Origin of the sequence: Enterobacter sp. CPE_E890, from assembly GCF_046521475.1 — a bacterium.
Classification (GTDB): Bacteria; Pseudomonadota; Gammaproteobacteria; order Enterobacterales; family Enterobacteriaceae; genus Enterobacter; species Enterobacter adelaidei.
In genome coordinates this window covers 2,868,435-2,885,861 of sequence record NZ_JBKFZW010000001.1, presented here as the reverse complement: position 1 = coordinate 2,885,861, position 17,427 = coordinate 2,868,435, and the positions used below count along the sequence as shown (strand labels likewise).

Annotated in this window: 16 protein-coding genes, 1 pseudogene and 1 riboswitch; of the genes and pseudogenes, 12 read left to right on the top strand and 5 right to left on the bottom strand. The window is 52.0% G+C overall.

Going from position 1 to position 17,427, the window contains the following annotated elements; genetic code table 11:
- Nucleotides 1-74 precede the first annotated feature (74 nt).
- Entirely contained in the window at nt 75-2,708 is a 2,634-nt protein-coding gene (locus ACLHV9_RS14170; RefSeq protein WP_049008513.1) for a PqiB family protein, read from the bottom strand.
- Entirely contained in the window at nt 2,677-3,960 is a 1,284-nt protein-coding gene (gene yebS, locus ACLHV9_RS14165; protein WP_014832380.1) for a membrane integrity lipid transport subunit YebS, read from the bottom strand. Before yebS ends, ACLHV9_RS14170 begins: the two co-directional genes overlap by 32 nt.
- 132 nt (nt 3,961-4,092) lie before the next feature.
- Here yebS and ACLHV9_RS14160 point away from each other — a divergent pair, with 132 nt between their 5' ends.
- From ACLHV9_RS14160 to htpX, 4 genes are all read left to right on the top strand, one after another.
- A complete protein-coding gene (locus tag ACLHV9_RS14160) occupies nt 4,093-4,590 on the top strand; it encodes a GAF domain-containing protein (protein WP_028018655.1) in 498 nt (165 codons plus the stop codon).
- 96 nt (nt 4,591-4,686) lie between these two features.
- A complete protein-coding gene (gene proQ / locus ACLHV9_RS14155) occupies nt 4,687-5,373 on the top strand; it encodes an RNA chaperone ProQ (RefSeq protein ID WP_049008514.1) in 687 nt (228 codons plus the stop codon).
- A gap of 19 nt (nt 5,374-5,392) precedes the next feature.
- On the top strand, nt 5,393-7,441 hold the full coding sequence (gene prc / locus ACLHV9_RS14150) for a carboxy terminal-processing peptidase (RefSeq protein ID WP_108089690.1): 2,049 nt from the start codon (nt 5,393-5,395) through the stop codon (nt 7,439-7,441).
- A 193-nt stretch (nt 7,442-7,634) separates the two neighbouring features.
- Nucleotides 7,635-8,516, top strand: coding sequence for a protease HtpX (gene htpX / locus ACLHV9_RS14145; RefSeq protein WP_108089691.1), 882 nt, complete (start codon nt 7,635-7,637; stop codon nt 8,514-8,516).
- 50 nt (nt 8,517-8,566) lie between these two features.
- Here the strand turns inward: htpX and ACLHV9_RS14140 are convergent, their stop codons facing one another.
- The gene (locus tag ACLHV9_RS14140; RefSeq protein ID WP_108089692.1) at nt 8,567-9,940 is read right to left on the bottom strand and encodes an MFS transporter; all 1,374 of its coding nucleotides are present in this window, start codon (nt 9,938-9,940) and stop codon (nt 8,567-8,569) included.
- Nucleotides 9,941-10,119: 179 nt separating this feature from the next.
- Here ACLHV9_RS14140 and kdgR point away from each other — a divergent pair, with 179 nt between their 5' ends.
- Nucleotides 10,120-10,911: a DNA-binding transcriptional regulator KdgR gene (gene kdgR / locus ACLHV9_RS14135; protein WP_028018660.1), complete on the top strand. Its 792-nt coding sequence runs from the start codon at nt 10,120-10,122 to the stop codon at nt 10,909-10,911.
- Between the two features lie 60 nt (nt 10,912-10,971).
- On the opposite strand, the gene ACLHV9_RS14130 is transcribed toward kdgR, so the two are convergent.
- Nucleotides 10,972-11,211 (bottom strand): YobH family protein, encoded by a 240-nt coding sequence (locus tag ACLHV9_RS14130; protein ID WP_108089862.1) that lies wholly within the window; start codon nt 11,209-11,211, stop codon nt 10,972-10,974.
- A 159-nt stretch (nt 11,212-11,370) separates the two neighbouring features.
- Between ACLHV9_RS14130 and mgrB the strand changes: the two genes are divergently transcribed.
- From mgrB to rlmA, 7 genes and pseudogenes are all read left to right on the top strand, one after another.
- Nucleotides 11,371-11,514 (top strand): PhoP/PhoQ regulator MgrB, encoded by a 144-nt coding sequence (gene mgrB / locus ACLHV9_RS14125; RefSeq protein WP_014170606.1) that lies wholly within the window; start codon nt 11,371-11,373, stop codon nt 11,512-11,514.
- A gap of 74 nt (nt 11,515-11,588) precedes the next feature.
- Entirely contained in the window at nt 11,589-11,879 is a 291-nt protein-coding gene (locus ACLHV9_RS14120) for a YebO family protein (RefSeq protein WP_028018662.1), read from the top strand.
- Nucleotides 11,880-11,902: 23 nt separating this feature from the next.
- Nucleotides 11,903-12,892 (top strand): MBL fold metallo-hydrolase, encoded by a 990-nt coding sequence (locus tag ACLHV9_RS14115; RefSeq protein WP_108089693.1) that lies wholly within the window; start codon nt 11,903-11,905, stop codon nt 12,890-12,892.
- Between the two features lie 525 nt (nt 12,893-13,417).
- Nucleotides 13,418-13,562, top strand: a pseudogene (locus ACLHV9_RS14110) (DUF2627 domain-containing protein).
- A gap of 12 nt (nt 13,563-13,574) precedes the next feature.
- Nucleotides 13,575-13,784, top strand: a complete 210-nt coding sequence (gene cspE, locus ACLHV9_RS14105) for a transcription antiterminator/RNA stability regulator CspE (protein ID WP_001062678.1) — start codon at nt 13,575-13,577, stop codon at nt 13,782-13,784.
- 219 nt (nt 13,785-14,003) lie between these two features.
- Entirely contained in the window at nt 14,004-15,719 is a 1,716-nt protein-coding gene (gene ftsI / locus ACLHV9_RS14100) for a peptidoglycan glycosyltransferase FtsI (RefSeq protein ID WP_108089694.1), read from the top strand.
- Nucleotides 15,720-15,784: 65 nt separating this feature from the next.
- Nucleotides 15,785-16,600, top strand: coding sequence for a 23S rRNA (guanine(745)-N(1))-methyltransferase (gene rlmA, locus ACLHV9_RS14095; protein WP_108089695.1), 816 nt, complete (start codon nt 15,785-15,787; stop codon nt 16,598-16,600).
- Here rlmA and mntP read toward each other — a convergent pair.
- A complete protein-coding gene (mntP, locus tag ACLHV9_RS14090; protein ID WP_028018666.1) occupies nt 16,597-17,163 on the bottom strand; it encodes a manganese efflux pump MntP in 567 nt (188 codons plus the stop codon). The two genes, rlmA and mntP, sit on opposite strands and share 4 nt — an antisense overlap.
- Before the next feature lie 10 nt (nt 17,164-17,173).
- A riboswitch (yybP-ykoY riboswitch) is annotated at nt 17,174-17,364 on the bottom strand.
- Nucleotides 17,365-17,427 lie beyond the last annotated feature (63 nt).

Here is a 17,427-nt window from a genome sequence, read left to right as displayed (position 1 = left end):
GTACACCACAGGGAAAAGTTCAGGTGCGCAGTGTAGCATAAAGGCTCCGGCGCGTTGACACCGGAGCCCTGAGATTAACGCGGCAGGGCAGTTCCCCATTCACGCCACTCTTTCGGTTCACTTTCGAGCAGCAGGAAGTGTTTACCCGGTTGCGCTTTCGGTGCCAGCGGTGTGCCCGGTGGTGTGGCAAACGCAATCCCACCGCGAATAAACTGGTTGAAGGTACCAGTTTTCACGACCCCCCCCGTCAGGCCAAAGTCCAGCGAATAGCCGGAAGCCAGCCAGAATACCGAGTTATTTCGCACCAGATGCTGGTAACGTTCGCTTATCCGTAACGCCACCATCACGCGGTCGGAGAGTGTCCCGAGCGTCAGACCGGTCACTGTGCCCACCTCAATACCGCGGAACAGTACTGGCGTGCCGATGCTGAGCGAACCAGCTTCTGGTACCTCCACCACAATGCTCAGACCATCAAGATAGCGCGAATCAGTGATTGTGGCTTCCTGCAGCTCAAAATCACGACGGGCATTGCCCTGGCCAGGCTCGACGTTGATATACGGCTGCAGGATGGTGTCGAGGTGCTCAACGCCTGCGGCCGAGATTTGCGGCGTCACCACCGAGAAGCGCGAACCGGTGCGGGCGAACGTCTGTACATATTCCGGGTAGAGCACGGCGGTGGCCTGCACCTCGTTACGCGAGGTGATCAGCGTCAGCTTCTGGATCTGCCCGATATCAATACCCAGGTAACGGATTGGCATCCCTTCAGCCAGTTTTCCCGCATCAAAAGCGTGCAGGGTAATCTGCCCGCCAACGGCACGTGCTGCGGTTTCGGACGGGAAGAGAATACGCTTATCCCCTTTGCGCAGATTCGCACCTGCACCGCTGAGGTTATCGAAGCTAATTGCCCCACGCAGCGCGCGTGAAAGCGGGGAGGCCTGCACCGTCAGCCCGTTACCGTTGAGCTGAACTTTTGCACCGCCTTCAGCCCAGAAGACGCTGTTTGGCGTCAACAGCTTGCGATACTCCGGCTTGATATGCAGCTCGATATCAAATGCGTCCGCGCGAGGGCGAACGGTGATCACTTCCCCGACCTCAAATTTGCGATACAGCACAACGGAGCCTGCCTGAACGTCCGGCAATGTTTCGGCGCTTAATGTCAGCGTAGTGGTAGGAAGATCGCTCAGGCTGTTTTCAATCGCTTTATCCAGGTTGGCATACAGCGGGTAGCTGTCACGCACAGGGCCTTTATCGCCCGGCAGAATGCGGATCCCGCCGTTGACCCATTCGCTGGCGCTGGCGCCAAGGAACTCCACCCCGTCCAGACCTACTTTCACGTCGACACGACTGTTAACCACAAACTTACTGTCGCCATGGACCAGGTTGCTGTATTGCGGGTCAATGGCGACCGAGAAGCTCACGCCGTTCTCGGTAAGCGTACGCTCAAGAACTTGTCCTACCTGAACACCGTGCAAAATCAACGGCTGGCCGGCTTCAATACCGTAGCTTTCTGGCGCATTCAGCGTGACCGTCACGACACCCGGCTTTTGCAACAAGGCTTTGTCGGCCGGGGCAATCACAAAGCTATTGCTGGGCTGACCTTCACCGGGCACCAGCTCAAACGTATTTCCCGTCAGCAGACTACTGATACTGGCATCGTTGAGTGATAGCTTTGGACTGCGCATTTCAATACGCGTCTTCTCGCGCAGAAGATCGACCACGCTCGGATCAACAGTCATTTCGCCGGTGACCGAGCCGCCCGGGTTGAGCGTCATTTTGGTAAGCTGACCGACCTGCAACCCTTGATACATCAGCGGTGTTGAACCGGCTTTAAGCCCCTTCGCATCGGGCAGGACGAGTTTGATAATCACGCCGCGCTGGCTGTGCGCCAGGTCAGCGTACAATCCGAACGAGTCATCAGCGGTGGCAGGGCTTGAGTTTTCAGGGGAATCAAAGGCAATGGCGCCATTAACCAGCGCAGCCAAACTCTCCAGTTTCACCTTTGCACCGCTCAGGCTGAGATCGGCATCCACGCCGGATACGTTCCAGAAGCGGCTGCCCTTTTTAACCAGATTGGTAAAGCGGCGCTCGATCAGCACATCAATGGTGACACCCTGTTTATTCGGGTTGATGGCGTAATCGTAAACGCGACCCACCGGTATTTTACGGAAATAAACCAGTGAGCCACTGTTCAGAGAACCGAGATCCGGCGCCTGCAGATGGATCATCAAATCGCCGTTGTTAAGGCGGTACTTGGGCTGTGTATCCAGGGCAACAAAGTGATCCTGCGGTTCACCTTTACCTGGCATCATACCGATATAGTTACCGCCCACCAGCGCATCCAGACCGGAAACACCCGCCAGAGAGGCCTTCGGCGTAACCAGCCAGAATTGCGTTTCGCTGCGCAGGGCATCCTGCATGTCTGATTTAATACTGACCCGCACCTGAATCTTGTTCAGCCCTTTTCCAAGGGAGATGTCCTGAACCGTACCTACTTCAACGCCCTGGAAGCGAACGGGTGTTCGCCCGGCGACGATACCGTCGGCGGTCTGGAAATCAATGGTGACCGTACTCCCGCGATCTTGATAGCTCGTCCAGATAAGCCAGCCCGCAATCATCAGGGCGATGACAGGCAGCAACCAGAATGGCGAAATGCGGCGTTTTGTTTTAATTCTCGCTTCAGTCGGCGAAGCGGGGGTTTCCTGACTCATGTGCATCCCAAAGTAAGCGGCTATCCAGCCATTCCACAGCAAGAATAGTCAATATCACCGCTGAGCCGAAATAAAAAGCCGCGGGTCCCATTGTAAAAGCAAGTAACTGGTCACGATTAATCAGCGACATCATCAATGAAATCACGAACAGATCCAACATCGACCAGCGACCAATCCAGGTGACGAACCGCAAAAGCAGGATACGGGTACGTAACCCCTGCTCACATTTAAAGTGAATGCTGATAAGTAACGTAAACATCACCACCACTTTGGTAAACGGCACCAGGATACTGGCAATAAAGACGATGGCAGCCACCCCCACATTGCTGTGCGCAAGGGAAATAATACCGGAGAGGATGGTATCTTCCTGGCGTGCACCATTCACGTAAATAATGGAAATCGGCAGCATATTGGCCGGGATCAGAAACACCAGGGAGGCAATCAGCGCCGCCCAGCATTTTTGCAGGCTGTTGTTGCGCCGCAGTCTCAAAGGAATATGGCAGCGTGGACAGCGGCCACGCGCGTCGGGCAGCCCGGTGTAGTGGCAACCCAGACAGACACGGAGGTTCTCATCCGGGCGTGTGGCTGGGCGCTGAGGATAAAAACGCTCCCAAAGCTGTTCGACGTTCAGGTGGATGAGCGTCAGGATACTGAGCAATACCAGACAGATAAAAGCAAAGAGTCCGACGCCTGGCTGCAGAAACGCGTAGTCCTGCACTTTAATTGACGCCACGCCAACACCCACAAGATAGATATCCAGCATGACCCACTCTTTGAGTTTATCCAGCATCAGCAACACCGGTCGCAGGTTCATACCCAGAATGTTGCCGAGCCACAAATACGCAATCGCCGCGACCAGGACCAGCGGCGCGCCAACGGTGCAAAAAAGCACCATAGCTGCAGTTACCGGATCACCCTGCCGGGTCATCTGCCAGATACCCTGTAGAACGTTGGCATCAATGCGTACACCAAGCAGATAGAGTTTAAGGAGCGGCTCGCTCCACGCGAAAGGCATCAGAAGCAGCATCGTGACGGCCATGGCGGCGAGGCGGGTCAAAGACCAGTCGCGGCCGTCACGAATTTTGGCATCGCAGCGGGGGCAAAAGGCACTTTGGTGCGATTTCATCTTCGGCAACATAAAAAGCGTATCGCACTGGGGGCAACGCTGATAATGTGCACGAGGCAAAGCTTCGCTTACCGTATGGACAGTTATCTTTTTTGTCGGCGTAATTTTGGTTGTTTTTAAGGCCATCAGCTGCGCACAAATAAGTATTGTTGAAAGTTATAATAACTCATGAACTGATTCATCTTGAGCATGAGCGCATTTAATGCTTATTTTAATAGGCTATGCGGTAATTTTGTAAGACAACTAAGTGATTGAATAATGAACAAAACAGAATTCTACGCGGATCTGAACCGCGATTTTAAGGCATTGATGGCGGGCGAGACCAGCTTCTTAGCCACTCTGGCAAATACTAGCGCATTGCTGTTTGAACGTCTCAGTGACGTTAACTGGGCTGGATTTTACCTTCTGGAAGGTGAAACACTGGTGCTGGGGCCATTCCAGGGCAAGCTGGCCTGCGTACGTATCCCGGTAGGGCGCGGTGTGTGTGGTACCGCGGTCGCCGAGAATCAGGTACAGCGTGTGGAAGACGTTCATGCGTTTGACGGACATATTGCCTGCGACGCTGCAAGTAATTCTGAAATCGTTCTGCCACTGGTGGTAAAAAATCAGATTATTGGCGTTCTGGATATCGACAGTACGGTCTTCAGTCGCTTTACAGCCGAGGACGAACAGGGACTGCGCGAGCTGGTGGCAAACCTGGAAAACGTTCTCGCTGCAACCGATTATCAAAAATTCTTTGCGAGCGTCGCAGGATAATCAACGGATAACGTAGCATTTACTGATAGCGTCATTATAATGACGCCTGTTCATGCCTGCGCTTGTTGGCAACGTCCGTTGTAATCAGGAAATTTCATGGAAAATCAACCTAAGTTGAATAGCAGTAAAGAAGTTATCGCATTTCTGGCCGAGCGTTTCCCACAGTGCTTCAGTGCTGAAGGTGAAGCTCGTCCCCTGAAAGTCGGTATTTTTCAGGATCTGGTGGCACGTGTTGAGGGGGAAATGAACCTCAGCAAAACTCAGCTGCGTTCCGCCTTACGTCTTTATACTTCGAGCTGGCGTTACCTGTACGGTATCAAACCGGGCGCGACTCGCGTGGATCTCGATGGCAACCCTTGTGGTGAGCTGGATGAGCAGCACGTTGAACACGCGCGTAAACAGCTGGAAGAAGCCAAAGCACGCGTTCAGGCACAACGTGCTGAACAGCAAGCGAAAAAACGCGAAGCCACAGCGGCAAACGGCCAGGAAGAAGCGCCTCGTCGTGAGCGTAAACCACGCCCTGCACCGCGTCGTAATGATAATAACGATCGCAAACCGCGTGCTGACAAACCTGCAGCGAAAGCCCCGCGCGCCCCTCGTGAAGAGCCGCGTCATACCCCGGTTTCAGACATTAACGCCCTGAGCGTTGGTCAGGCGCTGAAGGTAAAAGCGGGTAACAATGCTATGGACGCCACTGTACTGGAAATCACCAAAGATGGCGTTCGTGTACAGCTGACTTCTGGTATGTCAATGATTGTACGCGCAGAACACTTGTTGTTCTGAAACGGAGGCCAAGCCTGGCATGAACACTTTTTTTAAGCTCACCGCGCTGGCGGGCCTGTTTGCCATAACAGGTCACGCTTTCGCAGTGGACGATATCACGCGTGTTGATCAAATTCCGGTTCTTAAGGAAGAGACCCAGCACGCAACGGTGAGTGAGCGCGTAACCTCACGTTTCACCCGTTCGCACTATCGTCAGTTCGATCTCGATCAGGCCTTTTCGGCCAAAATCTTTGACCGCTATCTGAACTTGCTGGATTACAGCCATAACGTTTTGCTCGCCAGCGATGTCGAGCAGTTCGCTAAGCGTAAATCTGAGGTGGGTGACGAGTTGCGTTCAGGCAAGCTGGATCTGTTCTACGATCTCTATAACCTGTCGCAAAAGCGCCGCTTTGAACGTTATCAGTACGCGCTGAAAGTGCTGGAACGTCCGATGGACTTCACCGGCAATGACACCTTTAATCTGGATCGCAGTAAAGCACCCTGGCCGAAAGATGAAGCCGAGTTGAATGCGCTGTGGGACGGAAAAGTTAAATATGACGAACTGAGCCTTAAGCTCACCGGCAAAGATGAAAAAGAGATCCGTGACACGCTGACGCGTCGTTACAAATTTGCTATTCGTCGTCTGGCGCAGACCAACAGTGAGGATGTCTTCTCACTGGCAATGACTGCCTTTGCTCACGAAATCGATCCGCATACCAACTATCTCTCCCCGCGTAACACCGAGCAGTTCAATACTGAAATGAGCCTGTCTCTCGAAGGTATCGGTGCGGTGCTGCAGATGGATGATGATTATACCGTGATCAATTCGATGGTCGCAGGTGGCCCGGCATCCAAAAGCAAAGCGATAAGCGTAGGCGATCGCATTGTGGGTGTGGGACAAACCGGTCAGAACATGGTTGATGTGATCGGCTGGCGTCTTGATGATGTGGTGGCGCTGATTAAAGGCCCGAAAGGCAGCAAGGTTCGTCTGGAAGTGCTGCCTGCAGGAAAAGGCACTAAAACCCGTATTGTTACCCTGACCCGTGAGCGTATCCGTCTGGAAGACCGCGCGGTGAAAATGTCGGTGAAAACCGTGGGTAAAGAGAAGGTGGGTGTCCTGGATATCCCGGGCTTCTACGTAGGGCTGACCGACGATGTGAAAGTGCAGCTGCAGAAGCTTGAGAAGCAGAACGTTAGCAGCATTATCATCGACCTGCGCAGTAACGGCGGCGGTGCGCTGACGGAAGCGGTTTCGCTCTCTGGCCTGTTTATTCCATCTGGTCCTGTGGTTCAGGTGCGCGATAACAACGGTAAAGTCCGTGAAGATGCCGACAACGATGGTGTGGTTTACTACAAAGGCCCGCTGGTGGTCTTAGTGGACCGCTTCAGTGCTTCAGCGTCTGAGATCTTTGCTGCCGCAATGCAGGACTATGGCCGTGCGTTGATCGTGGGTGAACCGACGTTCGGTAAAGGCACCGTTCAACAGTATCGCTCTCTGAATCGTATTTACGATCAGATGCTGCGCCCTGAATGGCCTGCGCTGGGTTCGGTTCAGTACACTATTCAGAAGTTCTACCGCGTGAACGGTGGCAGTACGCAGCGTAAAGGCGTGACGCCGGATATCATGATGCCGACAGGCACGGAAGAGACGGAAACCGGCGAGAAGTTTGAAGATAACGCGTTACCGTGGGACAGCATCAACGCTGCGACCTACGTGAAAGCGGGTGATATGACGCAGTTTGGTCCTGAACTGCTGAAAGCGCATAATGACCGTATTGCGAAAGATGCGGAATTCCAGTACATCATGAAGGACATTGCACGTTTCAATGCTCTGAAAGATAAACGGAATATTGTTTCTCTGAACTACGCTCAGCGTGAAAAAGAGAACAATGAAGACGATGCAACGCGTCTGGCGCGTATCAACGATCGCTTCAAACGGGAAGGCAAGCCTCTGCTCAAGAAACTGGACGATCTGCCAAAAGATTACAAGGAGCCAGATCCTTATCTGGATGAGACGGTGCATATTGCACTCGACCTTGCGAATCTTGAAAAAGAGAAACCTGCCTTACAACCTGCTCCGGCAAAATAATCTCCCAACAGGCACAAGAAATTGTGCCTGTTTCTTTTTGTTCTGCATCCTTCCGTCAGGCTGGTTTCCAATTGTGTAAAGTTGTGTCTTTCTGGTGACTTACGCCCGCCTGATGCTTGAAAATAGCCACAATACCCATACGATGTGGGTAATCGCATAGTGCGTTTTGTTAAACTGAGGTTAAAAGAAAATTATGATGCGAATCGCGCTCTTCCTGCTCACCAACCTTGCGGTCATGGTGGTTTTCGGGCTCGTGCTAAGCCTGACAGGAATTCAGTCGAGCAGCGTTCAGGGTCTGTTGATTATGGCGCTGCTGTTTGGTTTTGGTGGCTCTTTCATTTCACTGTTGATGTCGAAGTGGATGGCACTGAAATCGGTAGGTGGTGAGGTTATTGAACAGCCGCGTAACGATATGGAACAGTGGCTGATGAATACGGTTGCTCAGCAATCCCGTCAGGCTGGGATTGCCATGCCGCAGGTCGCTATTTATCACGCGCCGGACATTAATGCGTTCGCTACGGGTGCTCGTCGTGATGCATCCCTGGTTGCCGTCAGCACCGGGTTGTTACAGAACATGAGCCGTGATGAAGCCGAAGCGGTTATCGCTCACGAAATCAGCCATATCGCAAATGGTGACATGGTGACCATGACCCTGATTCAGGGCGTGGTGAACACTTTCGTTATCTTTATCTCCCGTATTCTGGCGCAGATTGCTGCAGGCTTTATGGGTGGCAACCGCGACGAAGGTGAAGAGAGCAACGGTAATCCGCTGATCTACTTCGCAGTTTCCATGGTACTGGAGCTGGTGTTCGGTATTCTGGCAAGCATTATCACCATGTGGTTCTCCCGTCACCGCGAATTCCACGCGGATGCCGGCTCCGCAAAACTGGTTGGGCGTGAGAAAATGATTGCTGCGCTGCAGCGTCTGAAAACCAGTTACGAGCCGCAGGAAGCGAACAGCATGATGGCCTTCTGTATTAACGGTAAATCGAACTCACTGAGTGAAATGTTTATGTCTCACCCGCCGCTGGATAAACGTATCGAAGCGCTGCGTAGTGGGGAATACATGAAGTAACGCGAAGAACCGCAATAAGCCGGGCAGGAGAAGACTCCGCCCGGCTTTTTTTATGCCTGGGCTCTGGGCTGGGTAATGCGCAGACCGCTGACGATAGCCGCGAGGGTAGCAAGGGCTCCTGCGCTAAGGAGCGCAATGTGATTACCGTTTTGCCCGGCAAGGTTAAACATCAGAGCGACCAGAGCAGCACCGCTGCTTTGCCCTAACAGACGCGCGGTGCCTAACATACCGCTGGCCCCTCCACTGCGATGACGCGGCGCTGAGGTAATAATGGTGTGATTGTTAGGCGACTGGAACAGGCCAAACCCGGCTCCGCACAGGATCATGCGCCAGATGATGTCGAGATCGGAAGGCGATGACGGCAGTAGTGCCAGCGCGAAAAGGCCTGTTGCCATCACAGCCAGCCCCAGAGCACCTAATAAACCGGCATGGACGCGTTCAATCAAGTAACCCGCCAGCGGTGCCATTACCATCGTAGCCAGCGGCCATGGGGTTAACAACAGCCCGGTCTCCACTTCAGAGCGTCCCACTACGCTTTGCAGGAAGAAAGGCAGAGAGACCAGGGCCAGCATCTGGGCGCAGAATGAGCAGACAGATGTGCAAATGGAGAGCGAAAAGAGGGGAATGCGCAGCAGGTCAACTGGCAGTAACGGCACAGGAAGCGTGAGCTGACGGCGAACAAAGAAGAAACCTGTCACCAGCAAGACGATGAGTTCCGCGCCGGTAAGCATCAGGGATTGTCCCTGTGCAAAACCGCTCAGGGCAGTAATCAGCAGACCAAAGGTGAGGGCATTCATTATCGCGCTCACGACGTCGAAGCGCGGCATTGTACTTTTGGGGCCGTTAGCGGGAAGAAAGCGTAGGGCAAAGAAGATAGCCACGATGCCCAGCGGCACGTTTATGGCGAACAGCCATTGCCAGGACGCGACGGAAAGAATGGCTGCTGCAATGGTTGGCCCGGCGGCAGAAGAGACCGCAACAATAAACGAGTTTATCCCCATGCCGCGTCCCAGATGACGCTGCGGATAAATTAAGCGGATCAACGCTGTGTTAACACTCATGAGCGCTGCACCGCCAAAACCTTGTGCAATACGTGCAAGTGTCAGGGTATGTAGCGAATCAGAAAGGGCACATAACAATGAGGTGAAGGTGAAAACCACCAGACCGCATTGATAAACCCGACGGTAGCCAAACATATCGCCCAGAAAAGAGAACGAGAGCAGGGAAATAACAATTGCAATCTGATAGGCGTTAACTATCCATATCGAACTGGCAGGGGAGGCATGCAGGTCGCTGGCGATGGTTGGCAGGGCCACATTCGCAATTGCGCCGTCAAGGACGGCCATTGAGATACCGATAATGATGGTCGCTATAGCGCCATACCGCTGGGGTAAAGGCAGGCCATCGGAAAAGGTCTTTTCCATTAGGATTAAAAAAGCTCAGCGTGAAATTATTCTCAGGGTAACTATTTTAGCATTGTTACAGCCGCGATATGTCGCAGATTTGTAACGAAGTAAACGCGGATTGATTGCAGGTGACATGACGGGAACTTATAATAAAAACCGATTCTGATTTTTATAAAACACTCTCTATGAGGTGGTAAATGGCAATTGCGGATTTGGATAAACAGCCAGATTCTGTTTCTTCCGTGCTGAAGGTGTTTGGCATCTTACAGGCGCTTGGGGAAGAGCGTGAAATTGGTATTACAGAGTTGTCGCAGCGTGTGATGATGTCGAAAAGCACCGTTTATCGTTTTTTGCAAACCATGAAGTCACTGGGCTACGTTGCGCAGGAAGGCGAGTCTGAAAAATACTCTCTGACGCTGAAACTCTTCGAACTGGGTGCCCGTGCGCTGCAAAATGTTGACCTGATCCGCAGCGCGGATATTCAGATGCGTGAAATCTCCCGTCTGACCAAAGAGACCATCCACCTGGGAGCACTGGATGAAGACAGTATTGTTTACATCCATAAAATCGACTCCATGTACAACCTGCGCATGTATTCACGCATTGGCCGCCGTAACCCACTCTATAGTACTGCCATTGGTAAGGTTTTGCTGGCGTGGCGCGATCGTGAAGAAGTGAAACAGATCCTTGATGGCGTGGAGTACAAACGCAGTACGGCACGAACCATTACCAGCACGGATGCGCTGTTAACCGTGCTCGACAAGGTGCGTGAGCAAGGCTATGGCGAAGATAACGAAGAGCAGGAAGAGGGGCTGCGCTGTATTGGTGTTCCGGTATTTGACCGCTTTGGCGTCGTGATTGCGGGGCTCAGTATTTCCTTCCCGACGTTGCGCTTCTCTGAGGAGCGACTGCACGAGTATGTGGCTATTCTGCACACCGCAGCACGTAAGATTTCCGAGCAGATGGGGTATCACGACTATCCGTTTTAATCCTCGTTAGCATAAAAAACGCCGCGAGTATTGCGGCGATTTTGCTGTTAACCTGGCTGATTAGCCATTATCGATCACGACGGATGTTTTACGCAGTACCGGGCAATTAGTCAGGCCAATGATTCCGCTGTCAGTATGCAGATACTGCGCGGTGCTTACTCCTTGTGCTGTTAAATATTTACACTGAATGCCTAATCCTGCTGCGTTTTCAGTGCTTCCCACCAGCACACCATAACCGGTTAACAGAAGGCCAATCCAGATGATGGCCAGTACAACAATTGTTCGAATGATTAAGCGCATCAATGCCTCTTTATCGTTGTTATCATTAAGCAAGCGTAAACGGTTTACGTAATGAAACAAGTGCATGATTCTGAAAAAGGCTTGATGTCGGTACAGTTAGCCCTTGTTTAAGATAACCGTGATAACCTGGTTACATCAGGTCTTTTGACGGAGTGTGGAGTGAAAAAAATACGCTGGGTAATTCTGATTATCGTGCTGGTAGCGTGCGTGGTGCTATGGACGCAGACCATCAATGTGATGTGCGATCAGGATGTACAGTTCTTTAGCGGCGTTTGCGCAATAAATAAGTTTATTCCGTGGTAACACGCATTTTTTCTCAAGGTGATTTCCTTCCTTCGCGCCAGTGGTAAAATAGACGTTTTTATTGAGGTGGTGAAATGGGTGAGTTACTGAATTCAGGGCTGCTGAATGTGGCATCCTTGATGATTTCTTTGGTCGTTCTGCTTGTGGGGCTGGTCATTTGGTTTTTCGTTAACCGGGCCAGTTCACGTACTAACGAGCAGATCGAACTGCTGGAAGCGCTGCTCGATCAGCAAAAACGTCAAAATGCGTTGTTACGCCGTCTGTGTGAGGCTAACGAACCGGAAGAGAAAGACGCGCCGAAAGACGCTGTCGCTGAAGACGACAAAGACGAAGACGACTTTATCCGCCTGGTGGCTGAACGTTAATCTTTTTGTCCTGGGAGGTGGCTGTGGTCTGGAAAAATCCCTGGTATGACCCCTCCCTGAAACATCACACGCCGAGTGGTTTCCGTAATACCCGTCCTGTCGGGCATCAGCCCGGTGACCTTGAGCGCTGGCGAAAAGCGCGTAAAGAAGCCGGTTTGCCCAGACCGCCCGCACTCGGTTATGAGGATTTTATACGTCAGTGGTGGCAACCGGTTGATCTTATGCAACCTCATGAGGATGGGGTATGGTGGCTGGGACACGCGAGTGTGCTGCTGCAGATAGACGGCAATATTCTCCTCACTGACCCGGTTTTCTCACAGCGTGCCTCTCCGCTCTCATTTCTGGGACCACAACGTAAAACCCCTCCGGTACTTTCTGTCGATCAACTTCATCAGCTTGATGCCGTCGTTATCTCCCATAATCATTACGATCACCTTGATGACGCAACTATCCGTCGGATCCTTAAACGCTTCCCTGACGTGAGTCTGTTTGTACCTTTAGGTCTGGCCGACTGGTTTCGCCGCCGGGGAGCAAGACGTGTGGTTGAGCTCGACTGGTGGCAGAGTTTCACCTGGCAAGGGATGACCTTGAGTGCTGTTCCGGCACAGCACTGGAGTATGCGAACACCCTGGAATCGAAATCGCACCTTGTGGTGCGGCTGGGTCTTTGAGGGGCGGCATCACCGTTTCTGGTTCAGCGGTGATACAGGTTATTCGCCTGAGTTGCTATTGATACCGGAGCGTTTGGGGAGAATTGACGCTGCTGCATTACCTATCGGAGCTTATGCCCCACGATGGTTCATGGCTGTACATCATATGGACCCTCAATCTGCCGTTGCGTTATGGCAACAGTTGGGCTGCCCTCTGGCGTTTCCTATTCACTGGGGCGTGTTTGAACTGGCAGATGATGCGCTGGATGACCCAGTGAGGGAGTTAACGGTTGCACTAGATAATTTAGCACCAGTTGATAGTTCTTTAAGGATACTGAAAATTGGTGAATATTTATCCTTATAAACGAAGCGATAAATTGTTGCATATATTCTGTATGTGAACGCGATAATGAATATTTTATTTTTATCGAAACGTTTTGCTTGCCTTGTTTTGATGCAGAGTCATAAAAATTTCATTATTTTGGTGCATAACACGGCTTATTAGCTGATGAATTTTAATACAGTCAACTGCAGGTTATTAACATTGTATTTTCTGCGAAACAATGCCGTGTCGTTACAATGATTTAAGCATAAGTTTTCACAAATTGTTCTAACTCAATCAATTTTGAAGATTTCTTTTCCCGGCTGCTGGACGCACTGGAATGATTGAGCTATGTTAAAAAAGTCTTAGATTACAGCGACTGCGAAAGCAACGTTGAGTCTCTGTAACGAAGTAGAATTGCCTGTATGTTATGCGCATAATTGTGCAAAACCTGACAGGCAGTGTTCGAATTTGTGCGGCGGATCGAGACATGTTTAAAAATGGCTTGCCATATTAAACATTGTGTGTGATAACACGTTTTGGGTCAAACGAGGTACAGTTCTGTTTATGTGTGGCATTTTCAGTAAAGAAGTCCTGAGTAAACACGTTGTCGTTGAATACCGCTTCTCTGCCGAACCTTATATTAGTGCCTCATGCAGTAATGTCTCAGTTTTATCTCAGTTAATGCCTGCGGGCTAAGAAAACACTCTAAGGAATTTTGCAAATGGCAAAGATTAAAGGTCAAGTTAAGTGGTTCAACGAGTCTAAAGGTTTTGGTTTCATTACTCCTGCTGACGGCAGCAAAGACGTGTTCGTACACTTCTCTGCAATCCAGGGTAACGGCTTCAAAACTCTGGCTGAAGGCCAGAACGTTGAGTTCGAAATTCAGGACGGCCAGAAAGGCCCAGCTGCAGTTAACGTAACTGCTATCTGATCGAACCACTGCTGACTGAAGCGCTTAGCACTTCACTCTCAGACATAAAGCCTCGCATAACGCGGGGCTTTTTTATGCCCTTTATCTTTCAAAATATTACCATCCCCGTACTTGTTAGTAACTTGTTGCAAAGCTGCGAGGTTAGTAGCACTGTTTCGGCTCCTTCTGCCCGGCTTTTCCCGTTAAATCAGGGCGTTGTTAAATTGTCCTGGGGTTCAGGTGAAGAAGATACTTACGACAGCCGGAAATTTCACTCCGGCGCGTTTTGCGCTGCTCTGTTTTGCCATTTTTTGTAGTCTGGCTTTTTTACTGGGTCGTGTTGCGTGGCTGCAAATCATCAAGCCAGACAATCTGGTGAAGCAAGAGGATATGCGGTCACTCCGGGAACTGCCGATTGATGCTCCACGCGGCATGATCAAGGATCGTGAAGGAAGACCACTGGCGGTCAGTGTGCCAGTCAGGGCCGTATGGGCCGATCCAAAAACGGTACTGGCGAAAGGGGGAGTCGGCTTTGATCAGCGCTGGCAAGCGCTGGCGAATGCGCTACATCTCTCTTTGGCTACGCTCTCGACACGCATCAACGCGAATCCACAGGGACGTTTCATTTACCTTGCCCGCCAGGTCGACCCGGCACAGGCAAAGTGGATCGATAAACTGAATTTGCCGGGTATCAATTTACGTGATGAGTCTCGTCGTTTTTATCCCGCCGGGCATGTGGCGGCAAATCTGATTGGTTTCACCAATATTGACGGGCAGGGTATTGAAGGTGTGGAAAAAAGCTTCAACGCTCAGTTAACGGGGAAGGCCGGGGTCCGGCAGGTTAGAGAGGATCGCTACGGGCGTGTGGTAGAAAACCTGACAGAAGTTGCTCCTGCACCGGCTCATAACATCCAGTTGAGCATCGACGAGCGGCTGCAAACCATTACCGAAGATGCGCTTGATAATGCCGTGGCCTGGAATAAGGCCGAATCCGGGGCATCGGTGTTAATTAATATCCCAACCGGGGAAATACTCGCCATGGCGAGCTATCCGGATTTCAACCCCAATAATCGCGAAGGCGCAACAATAAACGATTTTCGTAACCGTGCGATCAGCGATACGTTTGAACCTGGTTCTACCGTCAAACCGCTGGTGCTGATGACTGCATTGCAGCAGGGGCTGGTCCAGCCGGACAGCGTGATTGACACCCATCCGTATACTCTCGACGGGCATCGTATCCGCGATGTGGGTTACTACCCTGAACTGACCATGACTGGGATCCTGCAAAAATCGAGCGATACAGGCGTATCCCGCCTCTCGCTGGCGATGCCGGTTCAGCATCTTATTGATACCTACCGGAACTTTGGTTTTGGTACGAATACGGGGCTTGGCTTAACGGGGGAGAGTGCGGGACTACTGCCACAGCGTAAATTCTGGAGCCAGCTCGACAGGGCGACGTTTGCCTTTGGCTACGGGCTGATGGTGACACCGCTCCAGCTGGCACATGTTTACGCCACCATTGGCGGCTACGGGCTTGAGCGTCCTCTCTCAATCACGCGTATCGATCCACCCGTAATTGGACAACGCGTCATGCCAGAGGAAATCGCTCATGAAGTGGAGCACATGATGGAGAGTGTGGCACTGCCTGGTGGGGGAGGCGTTAAGGCAGCCGTGCGTGACTACCGCGTGGCGGTGAAAACCGGTACGGCGAAGAAAATTGATGATAGCGGGAAGTATGTCGATAAATACGTCGCCTACACTGCAGGTGTTGCACCCGCTAGCGACCCACGTTTTGCGCTCGTAGTCGTGATTAACGATCCTCAAAACGGGGCATACTACGGCGGTGCCGTCTCCGCGCCCGTTTTCAGCGAGATTATGGGAAACGTGCTGCGTCTGGAGAATGTGAAACCCGATGGTTTACCGGCGGGTTCAGATCACCTTATCGTTATGCGTTAACCGGGCGTTTATAACCAGGGCGAATAGCGGTACACTTCGCCCTTTGAATATGCTCCGGAGTCACCATGTCCTTCAGCTGCCCCCTTTGCCACGCCCCCCTGACACACTCAGATAAAAGTTATACCTGTCCGCAGGGGCATCAGTTTGATATGGCAAAAGAAGGCTACGTGAATCTTCTGCCGGTGCAGCATAAGCGCTCCCGCGATCCCGGCGACAGTGCAGAGATGATGCAGGCGCGTCGCGCGTTTCTGAATGCCGGGCACTATCTGCCGCTGCGGGAGACCGTCGCGCAGAGGCTGAATGACATTCTGCCTGATTCTGCCACCGCCATACTCGATATCGGCTGCGGGGAAGGGTACTACACCGCACGGTTTGCCGAGATTGCCCGTGAGAAGGGCGCGCTGACATTCGGTCTGGACGTGTCGAAAGTGGCGATTCGCGCAGCAGCAAAACGTTACACCGACGTGACGTTCTGCGTGGCATCCAGCCACCGTCTGCCGTTTGACGATGCCAGCATGGACGCTGTTATCCGCATTTACGCGCCCTGCAAGGCGGAAGAGCTGGCTCGCGTGGTGAAGCCGGGCGGATGGGTAGTCACCGTGACGCCGGGCCCGCGTCATCTGATGGAGCTGAAAGGGCTGATCTACGACGAAGTGCGTCTCCATGCCCCTCATTCTGAACAGCTGGCCGGTTTTAGCCTGAAGCAGGAGCAAAGCGTGGCGTATGAAATGAAGCTTAAAGGAGAAGAGGCCGTTGCGTTGTTGCAGATGACTCCGTTCGCGTGGCGGGCAAAACCGGAAGTATGGGAAGCGCTAGCTGCACACTCAACATTTCGCTGCCAGACGGATTTCAGTATCCACGTCTGGCAGCGCGAAGATTAACCGGCGAAGTGTGCCCAGAGTATCTGGGCTCCGATGCCAATCAACACAATCCCCCCCAGAATCTCGGCGCGTTTACCCAGTAGCGGGCCGATAAACCGACCGACCATCATTCCCAGCGTGGACATAATCAGCGTTGCGCAGCCAATAGCCAGCGCGGTAGCGATAATATTGACCTGCAAAAATGCCAGCCCGACACCGACAGCCATCGCATCAAGGCTGGTAGCAATGGCTGTGGTTACCAGTAACCAGAAACCGTGGCGGTGTTGAGGCTCCTCATCTTCATCGTCATTGCCGCGAAAACCTTCAATGACCATTCGGCCGCCAAGAAACACCAGAAGCACGAACGCAATCCAGTGGTTCCATTCCAGCACAAACTGGCTGGCGAGCATGCCAAGACCCCAGCCGATAAGCGGTGTCAGCGTTTCAATCGCGCCAAAGATAAGACCGGTGCGTAATGCTTCAGAGAATTTTGGTTTGTGGAGCGTGGCACCTTTACCAATGGAGGCGGCAAACGCGTCCATGGACATGCCGAAAGCAAGAAGGATGGTAGCGGAGATATTCATAACAGCGTCCAGACCGGGAGATATCCATATGACACATCACTGCCCCCAGTAAACAGCAGTTGATGTATCTATGGTCTCGCCTGATCACAACGCACATAAGATGTGCAGAAAGCGATCCGTACGCGCCACGTTTTTCAACGAGTATGTTGACACGTACATTTCCTGAGAACAGGAAATCGGCTACTCCCCAACGACGGGCGCAACCTTAACATATTTTGAGAATATAAAACAACAATGGAGAGGCATTATTTCAAATTCTTGTTG